Consider the following 18201-nt stretch of genomic DNA (forward strand, 5'->3'; position numbering starts at 1 on the left):
GCCACACCATCCGCACCGAAGGCATCGAGAAGAACACCCACGACAACCCCTTCGGCGCCGTCCTCTCCTTCCGCGGCACCCCCACCGACACCACGCACACCCACAAGCTGAGTGCGCCGATGCCGGACCTGTCCGACCTCTTCGAGGTCGGCGACTCGGGGAAGTTCGCGGTCGGCCAGTGGTGGGCGGTGGAGAGCGACGCGCTGGCGGGGAAGTACGAGAAGGAGATCCAGCGCCTCGTCCAGGTGACCGGGATCGTGGACGGGACCCACATCCGGGTCAACTACCAGATCGGCTGGGACCTGGCCGCGGGCCGCACCCTGAGCTGGACCCGGATCGAGCCCGTCGACCGCGCCCATGTGCGCAACATGGTCTTCGAGGGCTGGGGCGAGGACGAGATGACCGGCTCGCACCCGGTCGCGTACGAGTACGCGGTGCGCTGCGACGTCTCCGGGATCGAGGCGATCGGCACGTTCTGGCCGGTGGTCATGCGCCGCTGGTGCACGTACTACCGCACCGAACAGTGCTCGCTCACCAACCCCAAGTCCGTCACCTACGGCGGCGCGGGCTATCTCACGCAGCAGATCTACTGCCTGTACGGGCACGTCGAGGACTGTCACACCTCCAACGCCCGTCACCTCAACGACTTCACGGCCTCCGCCTACTGCTACGTCACCAACTGCCACGGCGACGGTGACGACGAGGGCCCGTTCGTGACGCACGGCCAGTTCGAGCACGACCTCGTCTACACCGGCAACTCCGGTCTGATGACGTTCGCCAACTCCGGGGCGGCGTGGGGTGGTCGGGCCAAGCGGATCACGGTGCGCAGGCACGCCTGTTCCTGGTTCGTGGCCCGGGTCAAGATCACCGACCTGACCCTGGAGGACGTGCTCGTCGTCGGCAAGAAGTCGCTCGCCGGCTCCGGCATGCTCTGGGTCAACGCGGACGGGGTGCAGCTGCGCGGCTGCACCGCCACCGGTCCGCTGATCGTCTCCCGGGCCTCCGACCTCTCCACCCGGCCCAATGTGATCGCCGACTCCTCGTTCGCCTTCGCCGCGGGTGCCGAGATCACCCAGGCCAATGTCTCCGCCCCGGTCACGATCGCGCGCACCGTGCTGAAGGGCGTCGACGGCGCGGTGTTCAACGGCACCGGGCCCCTCGTCCTCGACCAGTGCACGCTGTCCGGCTCCAAGGACACCGCCCCCGTCTCCCTCGCCCACGCGGACATCACGGTCCACGGCGGCGAGCTGCGCGACACCGGGCTGAAGCTGACCTCCGCGAAGGACCAGCGGCTGCGGGTCGACGGCACCCGGATCAACGGCACCAACAAGGACGCGGCGCTCCTGTCCCGTACCGGCACCGGCCGCACCGTCGACTGGCAGCTGGCCGGACTCGACTCCACCGCCCCCGCGGGCACCGCCCATGTGCTGGTGACCGAGGGACCCAACCGCTACCGGGCGACCGGGTCCACCTTCACCGGCGGGCGCCTGGAGCTGCGGCCCGCGGCCTTCGCCGGCTCCGGCAGCCATCTGCTGCACACCGGCTGCGTCGAGAACGGCACCGAACGCACCGCGCTGCCCGACGAGGGCGACCGTGTCGCCCACACCGCGGCCACGCTGCGCTTCTGATCAACCCGACCCACTGAGTCCGAGGAGGCAATCCCCGTGTCCACGCACACCCCGATCACCGGCCGGCCCGTACGGGTCGCCCTCGTCGGCGCCGGAAACCGCGGTCTGACGTACGCCGAGTGGATCAAGGCCCACCCGGAGCGCGCCGAGCTCGTCGCCGTCGCCGACCCTCGTCCGGCCGCGCGGGCCGCGGCCGGCGCCCCCGTCGAGTTCGACGACTGGCGGCCGCTCGTCGAGAACCGCATCGCCGACGCCGTCATCGTCGCCACCCAGGACCGCTTCCATGTGGAGCCCGTCCTGGCCCTGGCCGAGGCCGGATACGCGATCCTCGCCGAGAAGCCGCTCGCCCCGACCGAGGACGAGACCCGGCGGATCGTCGAGGGCGTGGAGCGGGCCGGAGTCCTCTTCGCCGTCTGCCACGTCATGCGGTACACGCCCTACACCGACCTGGTGAAGAGCGTGGTGGACTCCGGCGTCCTGGGCCAGCTGGTCTCGCTCGACCATCTGGAGCCGGTCGGCTGGTGGCACTACGCCCACAGCTATGTGCGCGGCCCGTGGCGCAGCGAGAAGGACTCGTCCCCGATGCTGCTCGCCAAGTCCTGCCACGACCTGGACTGGATCACCTATGTGATGGGCGGCCGGATCGAGCAGGTCACCGGCTTCGGCGGGCTGAAGCACTTCCGGCCGGAGAACGCCCCGGCCGGCTCCGCCGACCGCTGTCTGGACTGCGCGGTGGAGTCCGACTGCCCCTACAGCGCGCTGAAGCTGTACATGCCCACGCTGCGCGACAAGGGCGCGGTCTGGCCGGTCACCCATGTCACCGAGGCGACGGACGAGGCCGGTCTGGTGCAGGCGCTGCGGGAGGGCCCGTACGGCGTGTGCGCCTACCGCAGCGACAACGACGTGGTCGACCACCAGGTCATCGCCATGCAGCTGACCGACGGGGTGACCGCCACCTTCCAGATGGTGGCGTTCACCGAGCAGACGCACCGCCAGACGCGGATCTTCGGCTCGCACGGCTGGCTGCGCGGTGACGGTGAACGGGTCACCGTGCAGGACTTCCGGACGGGCGAGACGACCGTCCGGGAACTCGGCGCGTCCGGTTCGAACGCCGCCGACGGGCACGGCGGCGGGGACGCCGCACTCGTGGATGCGTTCGTCACCGCCGTCGCCACCGGGGACGCCGGGGCGGTCCGCTCCGGCCCCGCCACCTCTCTCGGCAGCCATCTGGCGGCGTTCGCCGCCGAACGCGCCCGCCATACCGGCACCGTCCAGCAGGTGCCCGTCGCATGACTCACCCTCGTCCCGGAATCACCCTCACGTCCTCGGAGGACCCCCTCATGTCCCGTGCACCGAAGCGCCGTTCCAGAGTCCGTTCCCTCGCCGCCCCGGTCCTCGCCACCGCGCTGGCCACCGGCGTGCTGGCCGGGTGTTCCAGCGACAGCGACGGCAACACCGTCACCATGTGGACCTACCCCGTCATCTTCGACGAGGCCAAGAACAAGGCCTACTGGGACGGTCTGGTCAAGGCGTTCGAGAAGGAGCACTCCGGTGTCAAGGTGAAGGTGGAGACCTTCCCGTGGGCCAACCGTGACACCGCGCTGGCCACCGCGATCGCCTCGGGCAAGGGCCCGGACGCCGTGTACCTCATCCCGGACCAGCTGCCCAAGTACGCCAAGAACATAGTCCCGGCCGACGACTACATGCCGGCCGACGCCAAGGCGGACTACACCGACTTCGCCCTCAAGTCCGTGACGTACGACGGCAAGGCGCTCGGCACCCCGGTCCTGACCAGCGCCAACCCGCTGATCTGCGACAAGCGGGTGTTCTCCGCCATCGGTGAGACCTCGTACCCGACGACCTGGGCGGAGCTGGAGGCCCTGGCCCCCAAGCTCAAGGACAAGGGCTTCTACGCCACCAGCTACAGCGGGGACACCCAGCAGACGCTGAACATGACCTTCTACCCGCTGCTGTGGCAGGCGGGCGGCGACGTCTTCTCCGAGGACGGCAAGAAGGTCACCTTCAACGACCCCGCCGGGGTCAAGGCGCTGACGTACCTGAAGAAGCTCGTCGAGGGCGGCTACAGCGACAAGGACCTGGTGACCACCACGCCGAAGCTGGAGCAGACGCCGGTCGCCAAGGGCAAGGTCGCCTGCACGTGGCAGAACACCCCGGCCGACGTCGAGCCGTTCTGGGGCAAGGAGAACATCGTCGTCCAGCCCCCGCTCAAGGAGACCGCGTCCGTCGGCTACGGCACCGTCGGCGCCCTGTCGATGCTCAAGGGAGCCGACAAGAAGAACACCGGCGACTGGCTGAACTTCGTCGCCGAGTCGAAGAACGCGGCCGGCCTCCAGAAGGGCGCGGGCTACTTCCCGGCCCGTGAGTCCGGCGGCGACCTCTACCCCGGTGACGCGCTCCAGAAGGCCGTCGGCGCGACGCTGCCGACGATGACGGTGGGCCCGCTGGAGGACAAGTCCCGCGAGGTCATGGGCGTGCTGGCGCCGGAGATCCAGGCGGCGCTGCTGGGCAAGAAGAGCCCGCAGCAGGCGCTCGACGACTCGGCCAAGGCCGCCCAGGCGATGCTCGGCCGCTAGGGCCGTCCCGCAGTCCCGGCGGGGTCCGGGCACCTTCCGGACCCCGCCCCTTCCCGGCATCGCGCCGGGCCGTACCACCCCAGCAATGTTCCCGTACCGCAAGGAGATCCCCGTGGCAGTCGTCGCGGAACCAACCCGCCGGGGCCGTCGCAGCGGGCCGCAGGCGCGCCGCGAGGCCCGGATCGGCCTGCTCTTCGTCCTCCCGTGCTTCCTGCTCTTCCTCGCCTTCCGGTTCGGCCCCGGTATCGCCGGTGTGCTGATGAGCTTCACGGACTACTCGCTCACCGGCGGCGGCAGCTTCATCGGGCTCGACAACTTCACCCGCCTCTGGGACGACCCCCTGTTCTGGCAGGCGCTCAAGGTCACCGTCCTCTACACCGTGCTGGCCGTTCCCGGCACCCTGATCGCCTCCGTCTCGCTGGCGCTGATCACCCGCCGGGCGTTCCGCGGCGCGAAGTTCTTCCGGTCGGTGTTCTTCCTGCCGGTCGTCACCTCGCTGGTGCTGGCCGCCACCGTGTTCGTCTGGATCTTCTCGACGGGCGGCCCGTGGTCCACCCTGATGGGCTGGTTCGGGATGTCCGAGGGCTCCTGGCTCTCCGACGACGTCCTGGTGCTGCCCGCGCTGGCGATCGTCGGCGTCTGGTCCCGGTTCGGCTACGGGATGCTCATCCTGCTGGCCCGGATGCAGGACATCCCGCGGGAGCTGGAGGAGGCCGCCCTCACCGACGGCGCCGGACCCTGGCAGCGGTTCCGGTACATCGTGCTGCCGCAGCTCAAGCCCGCCCTGTTCTTCCTCGCCGTGATCGAGACGACGGCCTCCTTCCAGGTCTTCGACGCCGTCTACACGATGACCGGCGGCGGCCCCGCCAACGCGAGTTACACGCTCGTCTTCCAGCTCTACGACGCGGGCTTCAAGTACTTCGACCTCGGTTACGCCGCCGCCATCGGCGTCGCGCTCTTCGTGCTGACCGTGGTGGTGGCCGTGATCCAGCGGCTCGTGATCGGGAAGGACCAGTGACCATGACCGCAAGCACCGTGGAAACCGAGAAGGCGCCCCCCGCGCCCGAGGCACCCGCGGGCGGCGACCGGGCCGCCCGCCGCGCGGAGCGCAAGCTGCGCAAACTCTCCGAGCAGGACACCGTCCCGCACGGCATGCGCGCCACGCCGGCCGGGCGGATCGCCCGCGGTGTGCTGCTGACCGTCGCCGCGATCGTGACGATCTTCCCGTTCTACGCGATGGTCGTGCTCTCGCTGAAGCCGTCCGCGGCGGTCGAGTTCCCCGGCAGTCTGCTGCCGTGGCCGCTCACCGGCGAGGCGTACGACACCGTCATGAACGCCCAGGACGTACCGCGCTGGCTGTTCAACACCCTGATGTACTCGGTCGTCTCGGTCGTGGGTGTGCTGCTGCTGGCCTCGCTGGCCGGTTACGCGTTCGCCAAGAAGCGCTTCCCCGGCCGGGAGGCGATGTTCTGGTCGTTCCTGTCGATGGTGATGGTCCCGTACCACGTCACGATGATCCCGACCTTCGCGATGATCGCGAAGATGGGCGGCGTCGACACCTACTGGGGCCTGATCGTGCCGACCCTGGCCAACGCCCAGGCGGTGTTCCTGATGCGGCAGTTCATCCAGGGGCTGCCCGACGAGCTGTTCGAGGCGGCCCGGCTCGACGGGTGCAGCGAGTGGCAGATCTTCTACCGGATCGTGCTGCCGCTGCTGAAGCCGATCCTCGCCACGCTCGGGGTGTTCGTCTTCCTGTGGCACTGGAACGACTTCCTGTGGCCGCTGGTCATCGGCCAGTCCACCGACATGCGCACCCTCACCGTCGGAATCGCCTCGCTCCAGCAGCAGAACGTGCCGCTGAATGTGGTGCTCTCCGGCTCCGTCATCGCGTTCGTGCCCATCTTCGCCGCGTACCTGGTGGGCCAGCGCTACTTCACCGAGGGCGTCACCGCGTCCGGAATCAAGGGATAGCTACGAATGTTCACCGATGAGGCCGCGCTCGAAGAGCGGCTCGCCACCCCCTCCCCCGCACTGATCGCCGACCTCGCCGGGCTGGAGGGCGACCTGCTGGTCCTCGGCGCCGGCGGCAAGATGGGTCCGAGCCTGTGCCGGCTGGCCCGCCGGGCGCTGGACGCCGCGGGCCGGACGGACGTGACCGTGTACGCGGTGTCCCGCTGGTCGGACAAGGCGGCGGCCGAGGAACTGGAGGCCGCGGGCGTCTCCACCGTCGCCTTCGACCTGATGGACCCGGCGGCCGATCTGGGCGAGCTTCCCGAGGCCGGGAACATCGTCTTCATGGTCGGTGCCAAGTTCGGTTCGGCCGGGGCGCCCTCGCACGCCTGGGCGGTGAACGCCGCGATGCCGGACCGGGTGGCGCGCCGCTGGCCCGGCGCCCGGATCGCCGCGTTCTCCACCGGCAATGTGTACCCGCTGGTCCCGGTCTCCTCGGGCGGCTGCACGGAGAGCGACCCGGTGGGACCGGTCGGCGAGTACGCGATGTCCTGCCTCGGCCGCGAGCGGATCTTCGACCACGCCGCGCTGACCCGCGGCACGAAGGTCGCCAACATCCGCCTCAACTACGCGGTCGACCTGCGCTACGGCGTGCTCGCCGACATCGCCTCACGCGTCCGGGCCGGCGAGCCCGTCGATGTGACGACCGGTCATGCCAACGTCGTGTGGCAGGGTTACGCGAACGAGGTCGCCCTGCGTTCGCTGCCGCACGCCACCGAGGGCGCGGCGTTCACCCTCAACCTCACCGGCCCGGAGACCGCTTCGGTACGCCGTCTGGCGCAGTGGTTCGGCGAGGAGTTCGACCGGGAGCCGGTGTTCGCGGGGACCGAGGCGCCGACCGCGCTGCTCTCCGACGCGAGCCGCTGCCACGCGCTGTTCGGCTACCCGGACGTGACGCTGCGGACCCTCGTCGCCTGGCAGGCCGACTGGCTGCGCCGCGGGTTGCCGCTCTCCGGCAAGCCCACCAAGTTCCAGGTCCGTGACGGAAGGTTCTGATCCACCCCATGTCCACTCCTTCGCCCGTGTCCGCGTCGTCGCCCGCCTCCACGCCCGCTCTGGACGCGCTCGCCCACGGGGCGGTGATCCCCGCCCATCCGCTCGCGCTGCACGCGGACGGCACGTTCGACGAGCGCCGCCAGCGTGCGCTGACCCGCTACTACCTCGCCTCCGGGGCGGGCGGTGTCGCCGTCGCCGTACACACCACCCAGTTCGAGATCCGGGAGCCCGGCGTCGGACTGCTGCGGCCGGTGCTCGAACTGGCCGCCGAGACCATCGACCGGGAGGCCGGCCGGCCCTTCATCAAGGTCGCCGGGGCCTGCGGGTACACCGCGCAGGCGGTCGCCGAGGCCGAGACTGCCGCCGCGCTCGGCTATGACGCGGTGCTGCTCAGCCCGGCGGTGCCCGGCGCCGACGAGAAGGGGCTGCTGGAGCGGGCCCGCGCGGTCGGCGAGGTGCTGCCGGTCATCGGCTTCTACCTCCAGGAGGCCGTCGGCGGACGCTACTTGTCGCCCGGCTTCTGGTCGGCGTTCACCGACCTGCCGTCCACCGCCGCGGTGAAGATAGCCCCCTTCGACCGCTACCGCACCGCCGATGTCGTACGGGCGGTGGCCGCCGCGGACCGTGCGGACGAGGTCGCCCTGTACACCGGCAACGACGACGACATCATCGGTGACCTCCTGACCCCGTACGAGACGGCGAACGGGACCAGGCGCTGGTTCGCCGGCGGGCTCCTGGGCCAGTGGGCCGTCTGGACGAGCTCCGCCGTGACGCTCCTGGACGACGTGCGCGCCGCCCGCGCCGGGGACCACGCGGCGATGGTGCGCTGCCTGGCCCGGCGGTCCGAGCTGACCGATGCCAACAGCGCGGTCTTCGATGTGCGCGGCGCGTTCCGCGGCTGCATCGCCGGTGTGCACGAAGTGCTGCACCGCCAGGGCCTGTTGGCGAACATCCGCTGCCTGGACCCGGCCGAGACCCTGTCGCCGGGACAGGCCGAGGAGATCACCCGGGTGGCCGAGGCCTACCCTTGGCTGACCGATGACGCCTTCGTTGCGGAGCACCTCGATGCCTGGCTCGCCTGATCCTGCCGACCGCTCCCGGGTGGTCGTCTCCGTCCCCCCGCACCTGCGTGCCCAGTTCTTCACCCCCGAGGTCTGGCGGGCGCTCCAGGAAGCGGCCGAACTGACCGTCCTGGACGAGCACCACGACCGGGAGGCCCTGCTCGCGGCCATGCCCGGGGCGCGGGCCCTCATCACGTCGTGGCGCAGCCCCCGGGCGGACACCGGGCTCCTCGATGTCGCGGACCGGCTGGAACTGGTGGCGCACACCGGCTCGGCGGTCGCCCCGTACGTCACCGAGGAGGTGTTCCGGCGCGGCATCCGGGTCACCCAGGCCGGGGACGAGATGGCGCGCCCGGTGGCGGAGGTGGCCCTCGCCTTCACCCTCTCCCTGCTCCACCGCATCCAGCGCTTCGACCACGCCCTGCGCGGCGGCGCCGACTGGGCGGCGGCGAGCGAGGCACCGCCGCGCCACGAGATCCACGGCAGCGAGATCGGGGTGATCGGCGCGTCCCGCACCGGACGGGCGTACATCGCGTTGGTGCGGGCGATGGGGGCACGGGTGAGCGTGAGCGATCCGTTCCTGTCCCCGGCGGACGCGGCGGAGCTCGGCGTGGAGTCCGTGGACCTTCCCACCCTGCTGAGCCGCAGCCGGATCGTGGCGGTGCACGCCCCGGTGACGGAGGAGACGCACCAGATGATCGGCGCCGAGCAGCTGGCCCTGATGCCGGACGGCGCGGGCCTGGTGAACACCGCCCGCTCCTGGCTGGTCGACGAGGACGCCCTCCTGGCGGAGCTGGCCTCGGGCCGGCTGGACGCGGCCATCGATGTCTTCGACGCGGAGCCGTTGCCCGTCGGGCACCCCTTCCGCGCCCTGCCCAATGTGCTGCTCACCCCGCACCAGGCGGCGGGCAGCGTCGAGTGCCGGCAGCGGCTCGGCGCGAGCGCCGTCGACGAGGTGCTGCGCCTGCTGGACGGCCGTCCCCCCGTGCACGCCGTGACCGCCGAAGCCCTGGCACGGCTGCGCTGAGGCTCGGCCCGGTCACGCGCCCACCCCACCCCCCTTCCACCACAGGAGAGTTCACTCCATGCGTTTCATGCGCGTCGGCGAGCCGGGTTCCGAACGCCCGGTGCTCGTCTGCCCCGAAGGCCTTCACTACGACCTGTCGGGCATCACCGGTGACATCGACGGCGACTTCCTCGCCGCGCTCGGCGAGAATCCCCGGCTGGTGCCGGACGAGCCGAAGCTCCCGGAGACCGACATCACCGGGCTGCGGATCGGGGCGCCCGTCGCGCGCCCCTCGGCCCTGCTGTGCATCGGCCAGAACTACGCCGCCCACGCGGCGGAGTCGGGCGCGCTCCCGCCGGAGCAGCCGATCCTCTTCTACAAGTCGCCGAACACGGTCGTCGGACCGTACGACGACGTCCTGATCCCGCGCGGCTCGGAGAAGACCGACTGGGAGGTGGAGCTGGCCGTCGTCATCGGCCGCCGCGCCTCCTACCTGGACTCCCCCGCCGACGCCGCCGCGCACATCGCGGGCTACGCCGTCAGCAACGACGTCTCCGAGCGCGCGTTCCAGCTGGAGCAGTCGGGCGGCCAGTGGTCCAAGGGCAAGAGCTGCGCCACGTTCAACCCGCTCGGCCCGGTCCTGGTGACCGCCGACGAGGTGGGCGACCCGCAGCGACTGCGGCTGCGCAGCTTCGTCAACGGCGAACCGCGGCAGGACTCCAGCACCGCGGACATGATCTTCAGCGTGGCGCATCTGGTGCACCATCTGTCGCAGTACCTGGTGCTGGAGCCCGGCGACATCATCAACACCGGTACGCCGCAGGGCGTGGCGCTGTCGGGCCGCTTCCCGTACCTGGGTGACAAGGACGTGATGGAGGTGGAGATCTCGGGCCTCGGCCGGCAGCGCAGCGTCTGCCGGCCGGCGTAACGGGGGCGGTCGGACCCGCCGTACCGGCCGGTCTCAGTCCTCCGGCAGCTCGACCGGGGCGATGTCGTCGAAGACGTCGCCGGGGCCGGGGTTCGTCGCGTCCGTGGCACCGCCGAACTGGGTCATCACACCCCAGACGGCGTTCAGCGCGGTCTGTACGGCGCCCTCGGCCCATCCGGCCGTCCAGGAGATGTCGTCGCCCGCGAGGAACAGTCCCCGCTTGTCGGCGGGCAGCCGGTCCTGCATGAAGTGGGTGAACAGACGCCGCTGGTAGCGGTAGTGGCCGGGCAGGTTGGCCTTGAACGCCCCCATGAACCAGGGTTCGTTCTCCCAGGACACCGTCACCGGGTTGCCGATGACATGGCTGCGGATGTCGACGTTCGGGTAGATCTCGCCCAGTGACTTGAGCATGACGTCCATGCGCTCGTTCGCCGAGAGCGGCAGCCACTTCAGGCTGTCGTCGCACCAGGTGTAGGACAGACAGATCACGGCGGGCTCGTCCGGGCCGTTGTCCAGGAGGTAGGTGCCCCGGGTCATCCGGTCGGTGAGTGTCATCGACATGGTGTCGCGGCCGGTGACCTCGTCCTTGTCCAGCCAGAACGGCCGGTCGACCGGGACGAACAGCTTGGACGACTCCATGTAGTGGGTGCGCTCCATCGCCGTCCAGTGGTCGATCGGGAAGAGCGCGTCATCGCAGTCGATCTTGGAGAGCAGCAGCCAGGACTGCCCGGTGAAGACCGCCGCCCGGAAGGTGCGGATGTCCCCGGTGGCGTCGGTGACCGTGATGCCGTTGCCCGCGGTGCGGTTGAGCCGGGTCACGGCGGGGCGGGGCTCGCCGTCGTGCAAGGAGGCCAGCGAGGTCCCCAGCGGCCAGTGGACGATCTTGTGCGGTTCGCGCTCCCACAGCCGCAGCGGAAGCTGCTGGCTGCCGCCGACGATGCCGCGGTGGTGGTCGTCCGCCTCGGTGTAGACGACCCGCAGGATCTCCAGGATGGAGTTGGGGAAGTCGGTGTCCCAGCCTCCGGTGCCGAAGCCGACCTGGCCGAAGATCTCCCGGTGCCGGAACGACGCGAAGGCGTCGGAGTCGCAGAGGAAGCCGTAGAAGGTCTGGTTGTCCAGCTTCTCGACGAGCCGCGACCAGATCTCCCGGATGCGCGGCACATCGCGCTCCCGCATGGCCCGGTTCATGTCGGTGAAGTCGGCGCCCTCCTCCAGGGCGGCGTTCCACGCGTCCATCACGTCGCGGTAGACCTGTGGCAGGTCGTCGATGGTCTCGGCGTAGTGCGACTCGCCCTTCAGGTCCACGACGGTCGAGGGCGTGGCCGGGGAGAGCGGGTTGGGGAAGGGCCGGGTCTCCAGCCCCACGAGGTCGATGTAGTGCTGGAGCGCGGTGGACGAGGGCGGGAAGCGCATGGCGCCCATCTCCGCGGTCAGCGTGGGGTCGCAGCCGTCGAACCCGACGGTGCGCAGCCGGCCGCCGATCCGGTCGGCCTCGTACAGCACGGGCCGCAGCCCCATCTTCATCAGCTCGTACGCGGCGATGATCCCGGAGAGCCCGCCGCCGATGACGGCCACCTCGGCCCCGTGCTCGGTCGCCGGAATCTGGCCGAGGCCGGCGGGGTGGGCGAGGAAGTCGTCGTAGGCGTAGGGAAAGTCCGGCCCGAACATGGTGATCGGCGGGGCCGCGTCGGTGTGCTGGACGGCGTTGGGCACCGTGGACGTCATGGGGTACGGACTCCTTGCGGGACGAAGAGGTGGGGCGGGCTCGGGCGGACCGGCATCGGGGGGCTCCTTCTCCCACCCAGGTGCCGGCCGTCCTCAGACGAGGGAGCCGTACAGACCGGGGCGGCGGTCGCGCAGATACGGGTTGGCGGCGCGCGAGGCGTTCAGCAGACCGGGGTCGACATCGGCGACGACCAGTTCCTCGCCGCGTCCGGCGCGGGCGCGTACGGTGCCGTCGGGTCCGGCCAGGCAGCTCAGCCCGACGAACTCGAACTCGCCTTCCGGGCCGGTCCTGTTGACGTACGCCAGGTACATCTGGCTCTCGAAGGCCCGTACCGGTACGAGGGATTCGGCGACGAACGGGAAGGGGTGCATCAGTGCGGTGGGCACCAGCAGCAGATCGGTGCCGGCCAGGGCGTGCGCCCGGACGTTCTCCGGGAACTCGACGTCGTAGCAGATGAGCAGACCGATGCGGACCCCGTCGAGTTCGGTCTGCACGACGGACTGCTCACCGGGGGTGAACCACTTCTGCTCGAAATCGCCGAAGAGATGGGTCTTGCGGTAGTTCGCGAGCGGGGTGCCGTCCGGGCCGATGAGCTGTGCCGCGTTGAAGATCAGCTCGTCCTCCCGCTCCGGATAGCCGTAGAGGACCGCGATCCCGTGCCGCAGGGCGATGCCGGCGACGGCCCGCGCGCCGGGGCCGTCGGCGGGCTCGGCCAGGCGGGGGACGGCGTCACCGATGGCGTATCCGGTGAGGAACATCTCCGGGCAGACCAGCAGGTGCGCCCCGGCGGCGGCGGCGCGACCGGCCGCTTCGTCGAGGATCCCGATGTTCGCGTCCACGGCACCGGGCCGGCCGGAGCTCTGGAGCAGGGCGGTACGCAACGACGGCATGGCTGACCTCGGGCGGTGCGGGGTGAGTGGGGAGACGTATCGACGGTACGGGCGGCCGTCGCCCCGGACAAGGCGCGACCGTTGCGCGGGGACCGCCGATTCGTTGCGCGTCTCCCGGCCCCTGCGGCGATTTGTTGCGCACCGCATCGCCGCAGGTCAGAAGGGTGATGTGGGTCTCGGGTGGAGGCACCCGCCGGCCGGGGCGGCGCGGGTGCCCCGGCCGGGGCACGGGTGTCTCAGGCCGGGGGCGGACCCGCCGAGTAGCGACGCAGCAGCGGCGAGAGCACCAGCACCGACTTCGTCCGCTCCACGTACGGCTCTCCGGCGATCCGCTCCAGCACCTGTTCGAAGTGGCGCATGTCCGCGGCGAAGACCTGCACGACCGCGTCGGCGTCTCCGGTCACCGTGGAGGCGGCGGCGATCTCCGGGTACCGGGCCAGACCCCGCTTGATCGCCTCCGGCGACGTGTTGCGGCTGCAGTAGATCTCGATGAAGCCCTCGGTCTCCCACCCCAGGGCCGCCGGGTCCACCCGCACGGTGAATCCGGTGATCGCGCCCTCGGCGCGCAGGCGGTCCACCCGGCGTTTCACGGCGGGGGCGGACAGTCCGATGATCGCGCCGATGTCGGCGTAGCTGCGCCGGGCGTCTTCGGCGAGGGCGTGGACGATGCGTTCGTCGAGGTCGTTCAGGCGCACGTCGGGCGGTTCACTTCTCTGCGATGGGGCTGCTGCGGGGGCGGCGGTGCCGCCCCCGCAGTAGACCATGGGCCGCCCCTCGGGGGCGCGCCGGACGCAGTGGGGTGCGGCCGGGTCAGAAGGGGAACTGCGAGCGGCCGTGCTGGACCGAGATCCACTTCTGGGTGGTGAACGCCTCGATCATGGACTCGCCGTTCAGCCGGCCGAGGCCGGAGCTCTTCTCGCCGCCGAACGGGACGATGGGCTCGTCGTGGACGGTGCCGTCGTTGATGTGGATCATGCCGGTGTGGATGCGCTTGCCGACCCGCACCCCGCGCTCGATGTTGCCGGTGTGAACGGCGCCGCTCAGCCCGTACGGGGTGTCGTTGGCGATCCGGACCGCCTCGTCCTCGCCGTCGAAGGGCACCAGCAGGGCCACCGGACCGAAGATCTCCTGCTGGAGGACGGGCGAGTCCGCCGCGATCCCGGTGAGCACCGACGGGCTGACCACATTGCCCTCCGCCCGGCCGTGCAGCAGGGCCGTCGCGCCGGCCTCGACGGTCTGGTCGACGAGCTTGGAGACGGCCTCGGCCTGCGAGGAGTTGATCAGCGGGCCGATCTGCGTCGCGGGATCGGCGGGGTCGCCGACGGTCAGGGAGGCGACCTTGGCGACGAACTTCTCGGTGAACTCCGCCTCCACCGCCCGGTCGACCAGGATCCGGTTGGCGGCCATGCAGACCTGGCCCTGGTGGATGTACCGGCTGAAGACGGCCGCGTCGACGGCATAGTCCACATCGGCGTCGTCGAGCACGATCAGCGCGCTGTTGCCGCCCAGTTCGAGGACGGCGCGCTTGAGGTTGGCCGCGCAGACGGTGGCGACGTGCCGCCCGACCTTGTCCGACCCGGTGAAGGAGATGACCTGCGGTACGGGGTGCTCCAGCAGGGTGTCGCCGATCTCCGCGATATCGGTGACGACGACGTTGAGGAGTCCGGCGGGCAGGCCCGCGTCCTCGAACACCTTCGCCAGCAGGGTGCCGCCGCAGACCGGGGTGTTCTGGTGCGGCTTGAGGACGACCGCGTTGCCTAGCGCCAGCGCGGGGGCGACCGACTTGAGCGACAGCAGGAAGGGGAAGTTGAAGGGGCTGATGACCCCGACGACACCGACGGGCAGCCGGTAGACACGGTTCTCCTTGCCCTCGGTCGGCGAGGGCAGGATCTGACCGGCCGGGCGCAGCGCCAGCTGGATGGACTCGCGCAGGAACTCCTTGGCCAGGTGCAGCTCGAAGGCCGCCTTCAGCCCGGTCCCGCCGAGCTCCGCGACGATGGCCTCGCTGATCTCCGGCTCGCGCTCCTCGACGATCCGCAGGGCCTTCTCCAGCACGGCCCGCCTGGCGTACGGATTGGTGTCCGCCCACGCCGGCTGCGCCCGCTCCGCCGCGCGGTAGGCCTGGTCCACCTCGCCGGCCGTGGCGACGGCGATCGAGGCGAGCTTCTCCCCGTTGTAGGGATTGAAGTCGATGATGTCCCAGGACCCCTTCCCCGGCCTCCACTCGCCGTCGATGTACTGATGGGCCAGGTCGGTGAAGAAGGACATGAGATCCCTTACCACAGAGAGAAAGGCAGCTGATTGCGCTTCATATTACTTATATCTCAACAGAGTTGAAGCGCGGGAAAGACTCGCTCCGCGGCCGGTGACAAACGCTTTTCGGCCAGCGCGCGACCGCTGAACGCAACTGCCCCTCCCGGGTGAACCACCGGGAGGGGCAGGCGTGCCGTGGAGGGCGCGGGATCAGCTCCAGCTGGCGTGCAGCGGCTTGCCCTCGGCGTAACCGGCGGCGCTCTGCACCCCGACGACCGCCTTCTCGGCGAACTCCTCCAGGGAGCCGGCACCGGCGTACGTGCAGGAGGAACGGACGCCCGCGATGATGGAGTCGATCAGGTCCTCGACACCAGGACGGGCCGGGTCCAGGAACATCCGCGAGGTGGAGATGCCCTCCTCGAACAGCGCCTTGCGGGCGCGGTCGTACGAGGACTCCTCCGAGGTGCGGTTCTTCACGGCGCGCGCCGAGGCCATCCCGAAGGACTCCTTGTAGTAGCGGCCGTCGGCGGACTGCTGGAGGTCGCCGGGCGACTCGTACGTGCCGGCGAACCAGGAGCCGATCATCACATTGGACGCGCCGGCCGCCAGGGCCATGGCGACATCGCGCGGGTGACGGACACCGCCGTCGGCCCAGACGTGCTTGCCGTGCTTCTTCGCCTCGGCGGCGCACTCCAGGACCGCGGAGAACTGCGGGCGGCCCACGCCGGTCATCATCCGGGTGGTGCACATGGCGCCGGGGCCGACGCCCACCTTGATGATGTCCGCGCCGGCCTCGATGAGGTCGCGCACACCCTCGGCGGCGACGATGTTGCCCGCGACGATCGGCACCTTCGGGTCGAGCGCCCGGACGGCCCTGACCGCGCTGATCATGGATTCCTGGTGGCCGTGCGCGGTGTCGACGACGAGTGTGTCGACGCCCGCGGCCAGGAGCTGCTCGGCCTTGCCCGCGACATCGCCGTTGATGCCGACGGCGGCCGCGATGCGCAGCCTGCCCCCGGCGTCGGTGGCGGGTGTGTAGAGGGTCGCGCGCAGGGCGGCCTTGCGGGTGAGTATGCCCACCAGCCTGCCGTCCGCGTCGACCGCGGGCGCGAGCTTGCGGTTGGCTCCGTCGAGCCGGTTGAACGCGTCGCGCGGGTCGATGTCCGCGTCGAGCAGCACCAGGTCCTTGGACATGACCTCGGACAGCTGGGTGAAGCGGTCGACGCCGGTCAGGTCGTGGTCGGTGACGACGCCGACGGGCCGCCGCTCCTCGTCGACGACGACGCCCGCGCCGTGGGCACGCTTGGGCAGCAGCGACAGGGCGTCGGCGACGGTCTGGCCGGGGGCCAGCACGATCGGGGTGTCGAGGACGAGATGACGTGTCTTGACCCAGGTGATGACGTCGGTGACGACCTCGATCGGGATGTCCTGGGGGATGACGACGAGGCCACCGCGGCGGGCGATGGTCTCGGCCATCCGGCGGCCCGCGATCGCGGTCATGTTGGCGACGACGAGCGGGATGGTGGTGCCGGTGCCGTCGGGCGACGAGAGGTCGACACCCTGGCGGGACCCGACCGCCGAGCGGCCCGGGACCATGAAGACATCGTCGTACGTGAGGTCGTACGGGACCGAGGGGGACTCTGTGTAACGACCGGTGCCAGGCTCAAGAAAACGCATAACACTCATATTTTCATACGAAACGGTGCAGGTCGTTTCCACAAAGGCACAGCAAAAGACCCCCGCATTCGTGTATTCCTCCAAGGAGGCGGTCGGGGGGGCCGGGCAAGTGGAACCTGCCTTACCCACAGACTCTACCCGAACGGAATTCGAACCATTCGTGATCACCATCCCTGGACCCGGTGACAAGGGGTCAGGTAGCTTCAAATCCGCAGGTCTCGGGGTCAGCGCAGCGCCGTACGGGCGCTGTCGAGGAACCCGACACGCCCGTTTGACCGGAGAGGATGCAGATCCGCCTGTGGACAGCGAACTGCCGGACATCTACTGCCCGTTCCCGCAGCGGACCAACCCGCATGTCGGTCACACCCGGGACCATATTGACGCCTGGACACGCCGTACCGGGCTGGTACACCGCGAGTCGGCGAGAAAGCGCTTCGAACAGGCCGATTTCGGCGCGTTCGTCGGCATGGTCTACCCGACGGCCAACGGTGAACACCTCGATCTGGTGGCCGATTGGTTCGTCTGGCTCTTCCTCGTGGACGACCAGCTCGACGACGGACATCTGGGCCGCAGCCCGGATCGGGTACGCGACGTGGTCGACCGGATGCGGGCCGTGGTGGACGGCTCCGCCCCCCATCCGCTGCCGGGCGAGGAGCTCCCGGCCGCCGTGACCGCCCTGGCCGACCTGTGGGAACGTACGACGCCGAATGCCGCGCCGCACTGGCGCACCCGCTTCGCCTGGCATCTGGTCATGTATCTCACGACGGCCACCACCTGGGAGGCCGGGAACCGCGCCGACGACGTGGTGCCGTCCGAGGAGACGTACATCGCGAAGCGGCGGCACACCGGGGCCATCCATGTCTGCATGGACCTCATAGAGATCGTGGCCGGCATCGAGGCCCCCGAGTCGATCCACAACGACCCCCGGTTCATCACCGCCCTGGAGGCCTCGTGCAACGTCGTGTGCTGGGCCAATGACGTCTACTCCTTCGAGAAGGAGCAGGTGCTCGGCGAGATCCACAACCTCGTCCACCTGGTCCGGCATCACCGGGGCCTGGGCGAACAGCAGGCGCTGGACCACGTCGCCGAGCGGATAGCCACGGAGACCGAGCGGTTCCTGACGGCCGAGGAAGAACTCCTGGAGCTCTATCCGCAGCTCTCCGGTCTGCTCGTGCCCTACCTCGACGGCATGCGCAGCTGGATGCGCGGCAATCTGGACTGGTCCCAGCAGACCCCGCGCTACAACCCGGCCGACGTCAGCCAGTACGCGGAGCCCGGGGAGTATCTGGAGGAGACGGTGCTGGGCATCGGCGGTGACCACGCCGTCCAGTGCGCCGGGGACACCAACCGCGCCGTCTGAGCGGACGGACACGACGGAGAGCGGATACGACGGAGGCCGGGCGCTGTGCGAGCGCCCGGCCTCCGTCGTATC

General features: G+C 70.3%; 15 protein-coding genes. 10 read left to right on the top strand and 5 right to left on the bottom strand.

Annotated elements, in window-relative coordinates:
* From ABT170_RS37265 to ABT170_RS37305, 9 genes are all read left to right on the top strand, one after another.
* Positions 1-1628: peptidase C14 (locus tag ABT170_RS37265; protein WP_351875104.1), on the top strand; the 1628-nt coding region annotated here is incomplete at its 5' end.
* 36 nt (positions 1629-1664) lie between these two features.
* The gene (locus ABT170_RS37270) at positions 1665-2921 is read left to right on the top strand and encodes a Gfo/Idh/MocA family protein (RefSeq protein ID WP_329941701.1); all 1257 of its coding nucleotides are present in this window, start codon (positions 1665-1667) and stop codon (positions 2919-2921) included.
* Positions 2922-2968: 47 nt separating this feature from the next.
* The gene (locus ABT170_RS37275) at positions 2969-4222 is read left to right on the top strand and encodes an ABC transporter substrate-binding protein (protein ID WP_329941702.1); all 1254 of its coding nucleotides are present in this window, start codon (positions 2969-2971) and stop codon (positions 4220-4222) included.
* A 112-nt stretch (positions 4223-4334) separates the two neighbouring features.
* Entirely contained in the window at positions 4335-5240 is a 906-nt protein-coding gene (locus tag ABT170_RS37280) for a carbohydrate ABC transporter permease (protein WP_266929175.1), read from the top strand.
* A 2-nt stretch (positions 5241-5242) separates the two neighbouring features.
* The gene (locus ABT170_RS37285; protein WP_443034245.1) at positions 5243-6193 is read left to right on the top strand and encodes a carbohydrate ABC transporter permease; all 951 of its coding nucleotides are present in this window, start codon (positions 5243-5245) and stop codon (positions 6191-6193) included.
* Between the two features lie 6 nt (positions 6194-6199).
* On the top strand, positions 6200-7228 hold the full coding sequence (locus ABT170_RS37290) for an NAD-dependent epimerase/dehydratase family protein (RefSeq protein ID WP_329941703.1): 1029 nt from the start codon (positions 6200-6202) through the stop codon (positions 7226-7228).
* An 8-nt stretch (positions 7229-7236) separates the two neighbouring features.
* Positions 7237-8310 carry a dihydrodipicolinate synthase family protein gene (locus ABT170_RS37295; protein WP_329941704.1) on the top strand — a complete coding sequence of 358 codons (1074 nt, stop codon included), beginning with the start codon at positions 7237-7239 and terminating at the stop codon, positions 8308-8310.
* Entirely contained in the window at positions 8294-9316 is a 1023-nt protein-coding gene (locus ABT170_RS37300) for a hydroxyacid dehydrogenase (protein ID WP_351875110.1), read from the top strand. Before ABT170_RS37295 ends, ABT170_RS37300 begins: the two co-directional genes overlap by 17 nt.
* A gap of 58 nt (positions 9317-9374) precedes the next feature.
* Positions 9375-10223: a fumarylacetoacetate hydrolase family protein gene (locus tag ABT170_RS37305; protein WP_329941707.1), complete on the top strand. Its 849-nt coding sequence runs from the start codon at positions 9375-9377 to the stop codon at positions 10221-10223.
* A 33-nt stretch (positions 10224-10256) separates the two neighbouring features.
* Here the strand turns inward: ABT170_RS37305 and ABT170_RS37310 are convergent, their stop codons facing one another.
* From ABT170_RS37310 to ABT170_RS37330, 5 genes are all read right to left on the bottom strand, one after another.
* A complete protein-coding gene (locus tag ABT170_RS37310) occupies positions 10257-11948 on the bottom strand; it encodes a flavin monoamine oxidase family protein (protein ID WP_351875113.1) in 1692 nt (563 codons plus the stop codon).
* A 93-nt stretch (positions 11949-12041) separates the two neighbouring features.
* Entirely contained in the window at positions 12042-12839 is a 798-nt protein-coding gene (locus ABT170_RS37315) for a carbon-nitrogen hydrolase family protein (protein WP_351875116.1), read from the bottom strand.
* Positions 12840-13075: 236 nt separating this feature from the next.
* Positions 13076-13534 (bottom strand): Lrp/AsnC family transcriptional regulator, encoded by a 459-nt coding sequence (locus ABT170_RS37320; RefSeq protein WP_329941710.1) that lies wholly within the window; start codon positions 13532-13534, stop codon positions 13076-13078.
* 115 nt (positions 13535-13649) lie between these two features.
* Positions 13650-15107, bottom strand: a complete 1458-nt coding sequence (locus ABT170_RS37325; protein WP_329941711.1) for an aldehyde dehydrogenase family protein — start codon at positions 15105-15107, stop codon at positions 13650-13652.
* 195 nt (positions 15108-15302) lie between these two features.
* Positions 15303-16769, bottom strand: a complete 1467-nt coding sequence (locus ABT170_RS37330) for a GuaB1 family IMP dehydrogenase-related protein (protein WP_329941712.1) — start codon at positions 16767-16769, stop codon at positions 15303-15305.
* A 298-nt stretch (positions 16770-17067) separates the two neighbouring features.
* On the opposite strand from ABT170_RS37330, the gene ABT170_RS37335 reads away from it, so the two are divergent.
* Positions 17068-18129, top strand: coding sequence for a terpene synthase family protein (locus tag ABT170_RS37335; RefSeq protein WP_329941713.1), 1062 nt, complete (start codon positions 17068-17070; stop codon positions 18127-18129).
* Positions 18130-18201: the final 72 nt, after the last annotated feature.

The organism is Streptomyces sp. NPDC001787 (assembly GCF_040297465.1).
Lineage (GTDB): Bacteria > Actinomycetota > Actinomycetes > Streptomycetales > Streptomycetaceae > Streptomyces.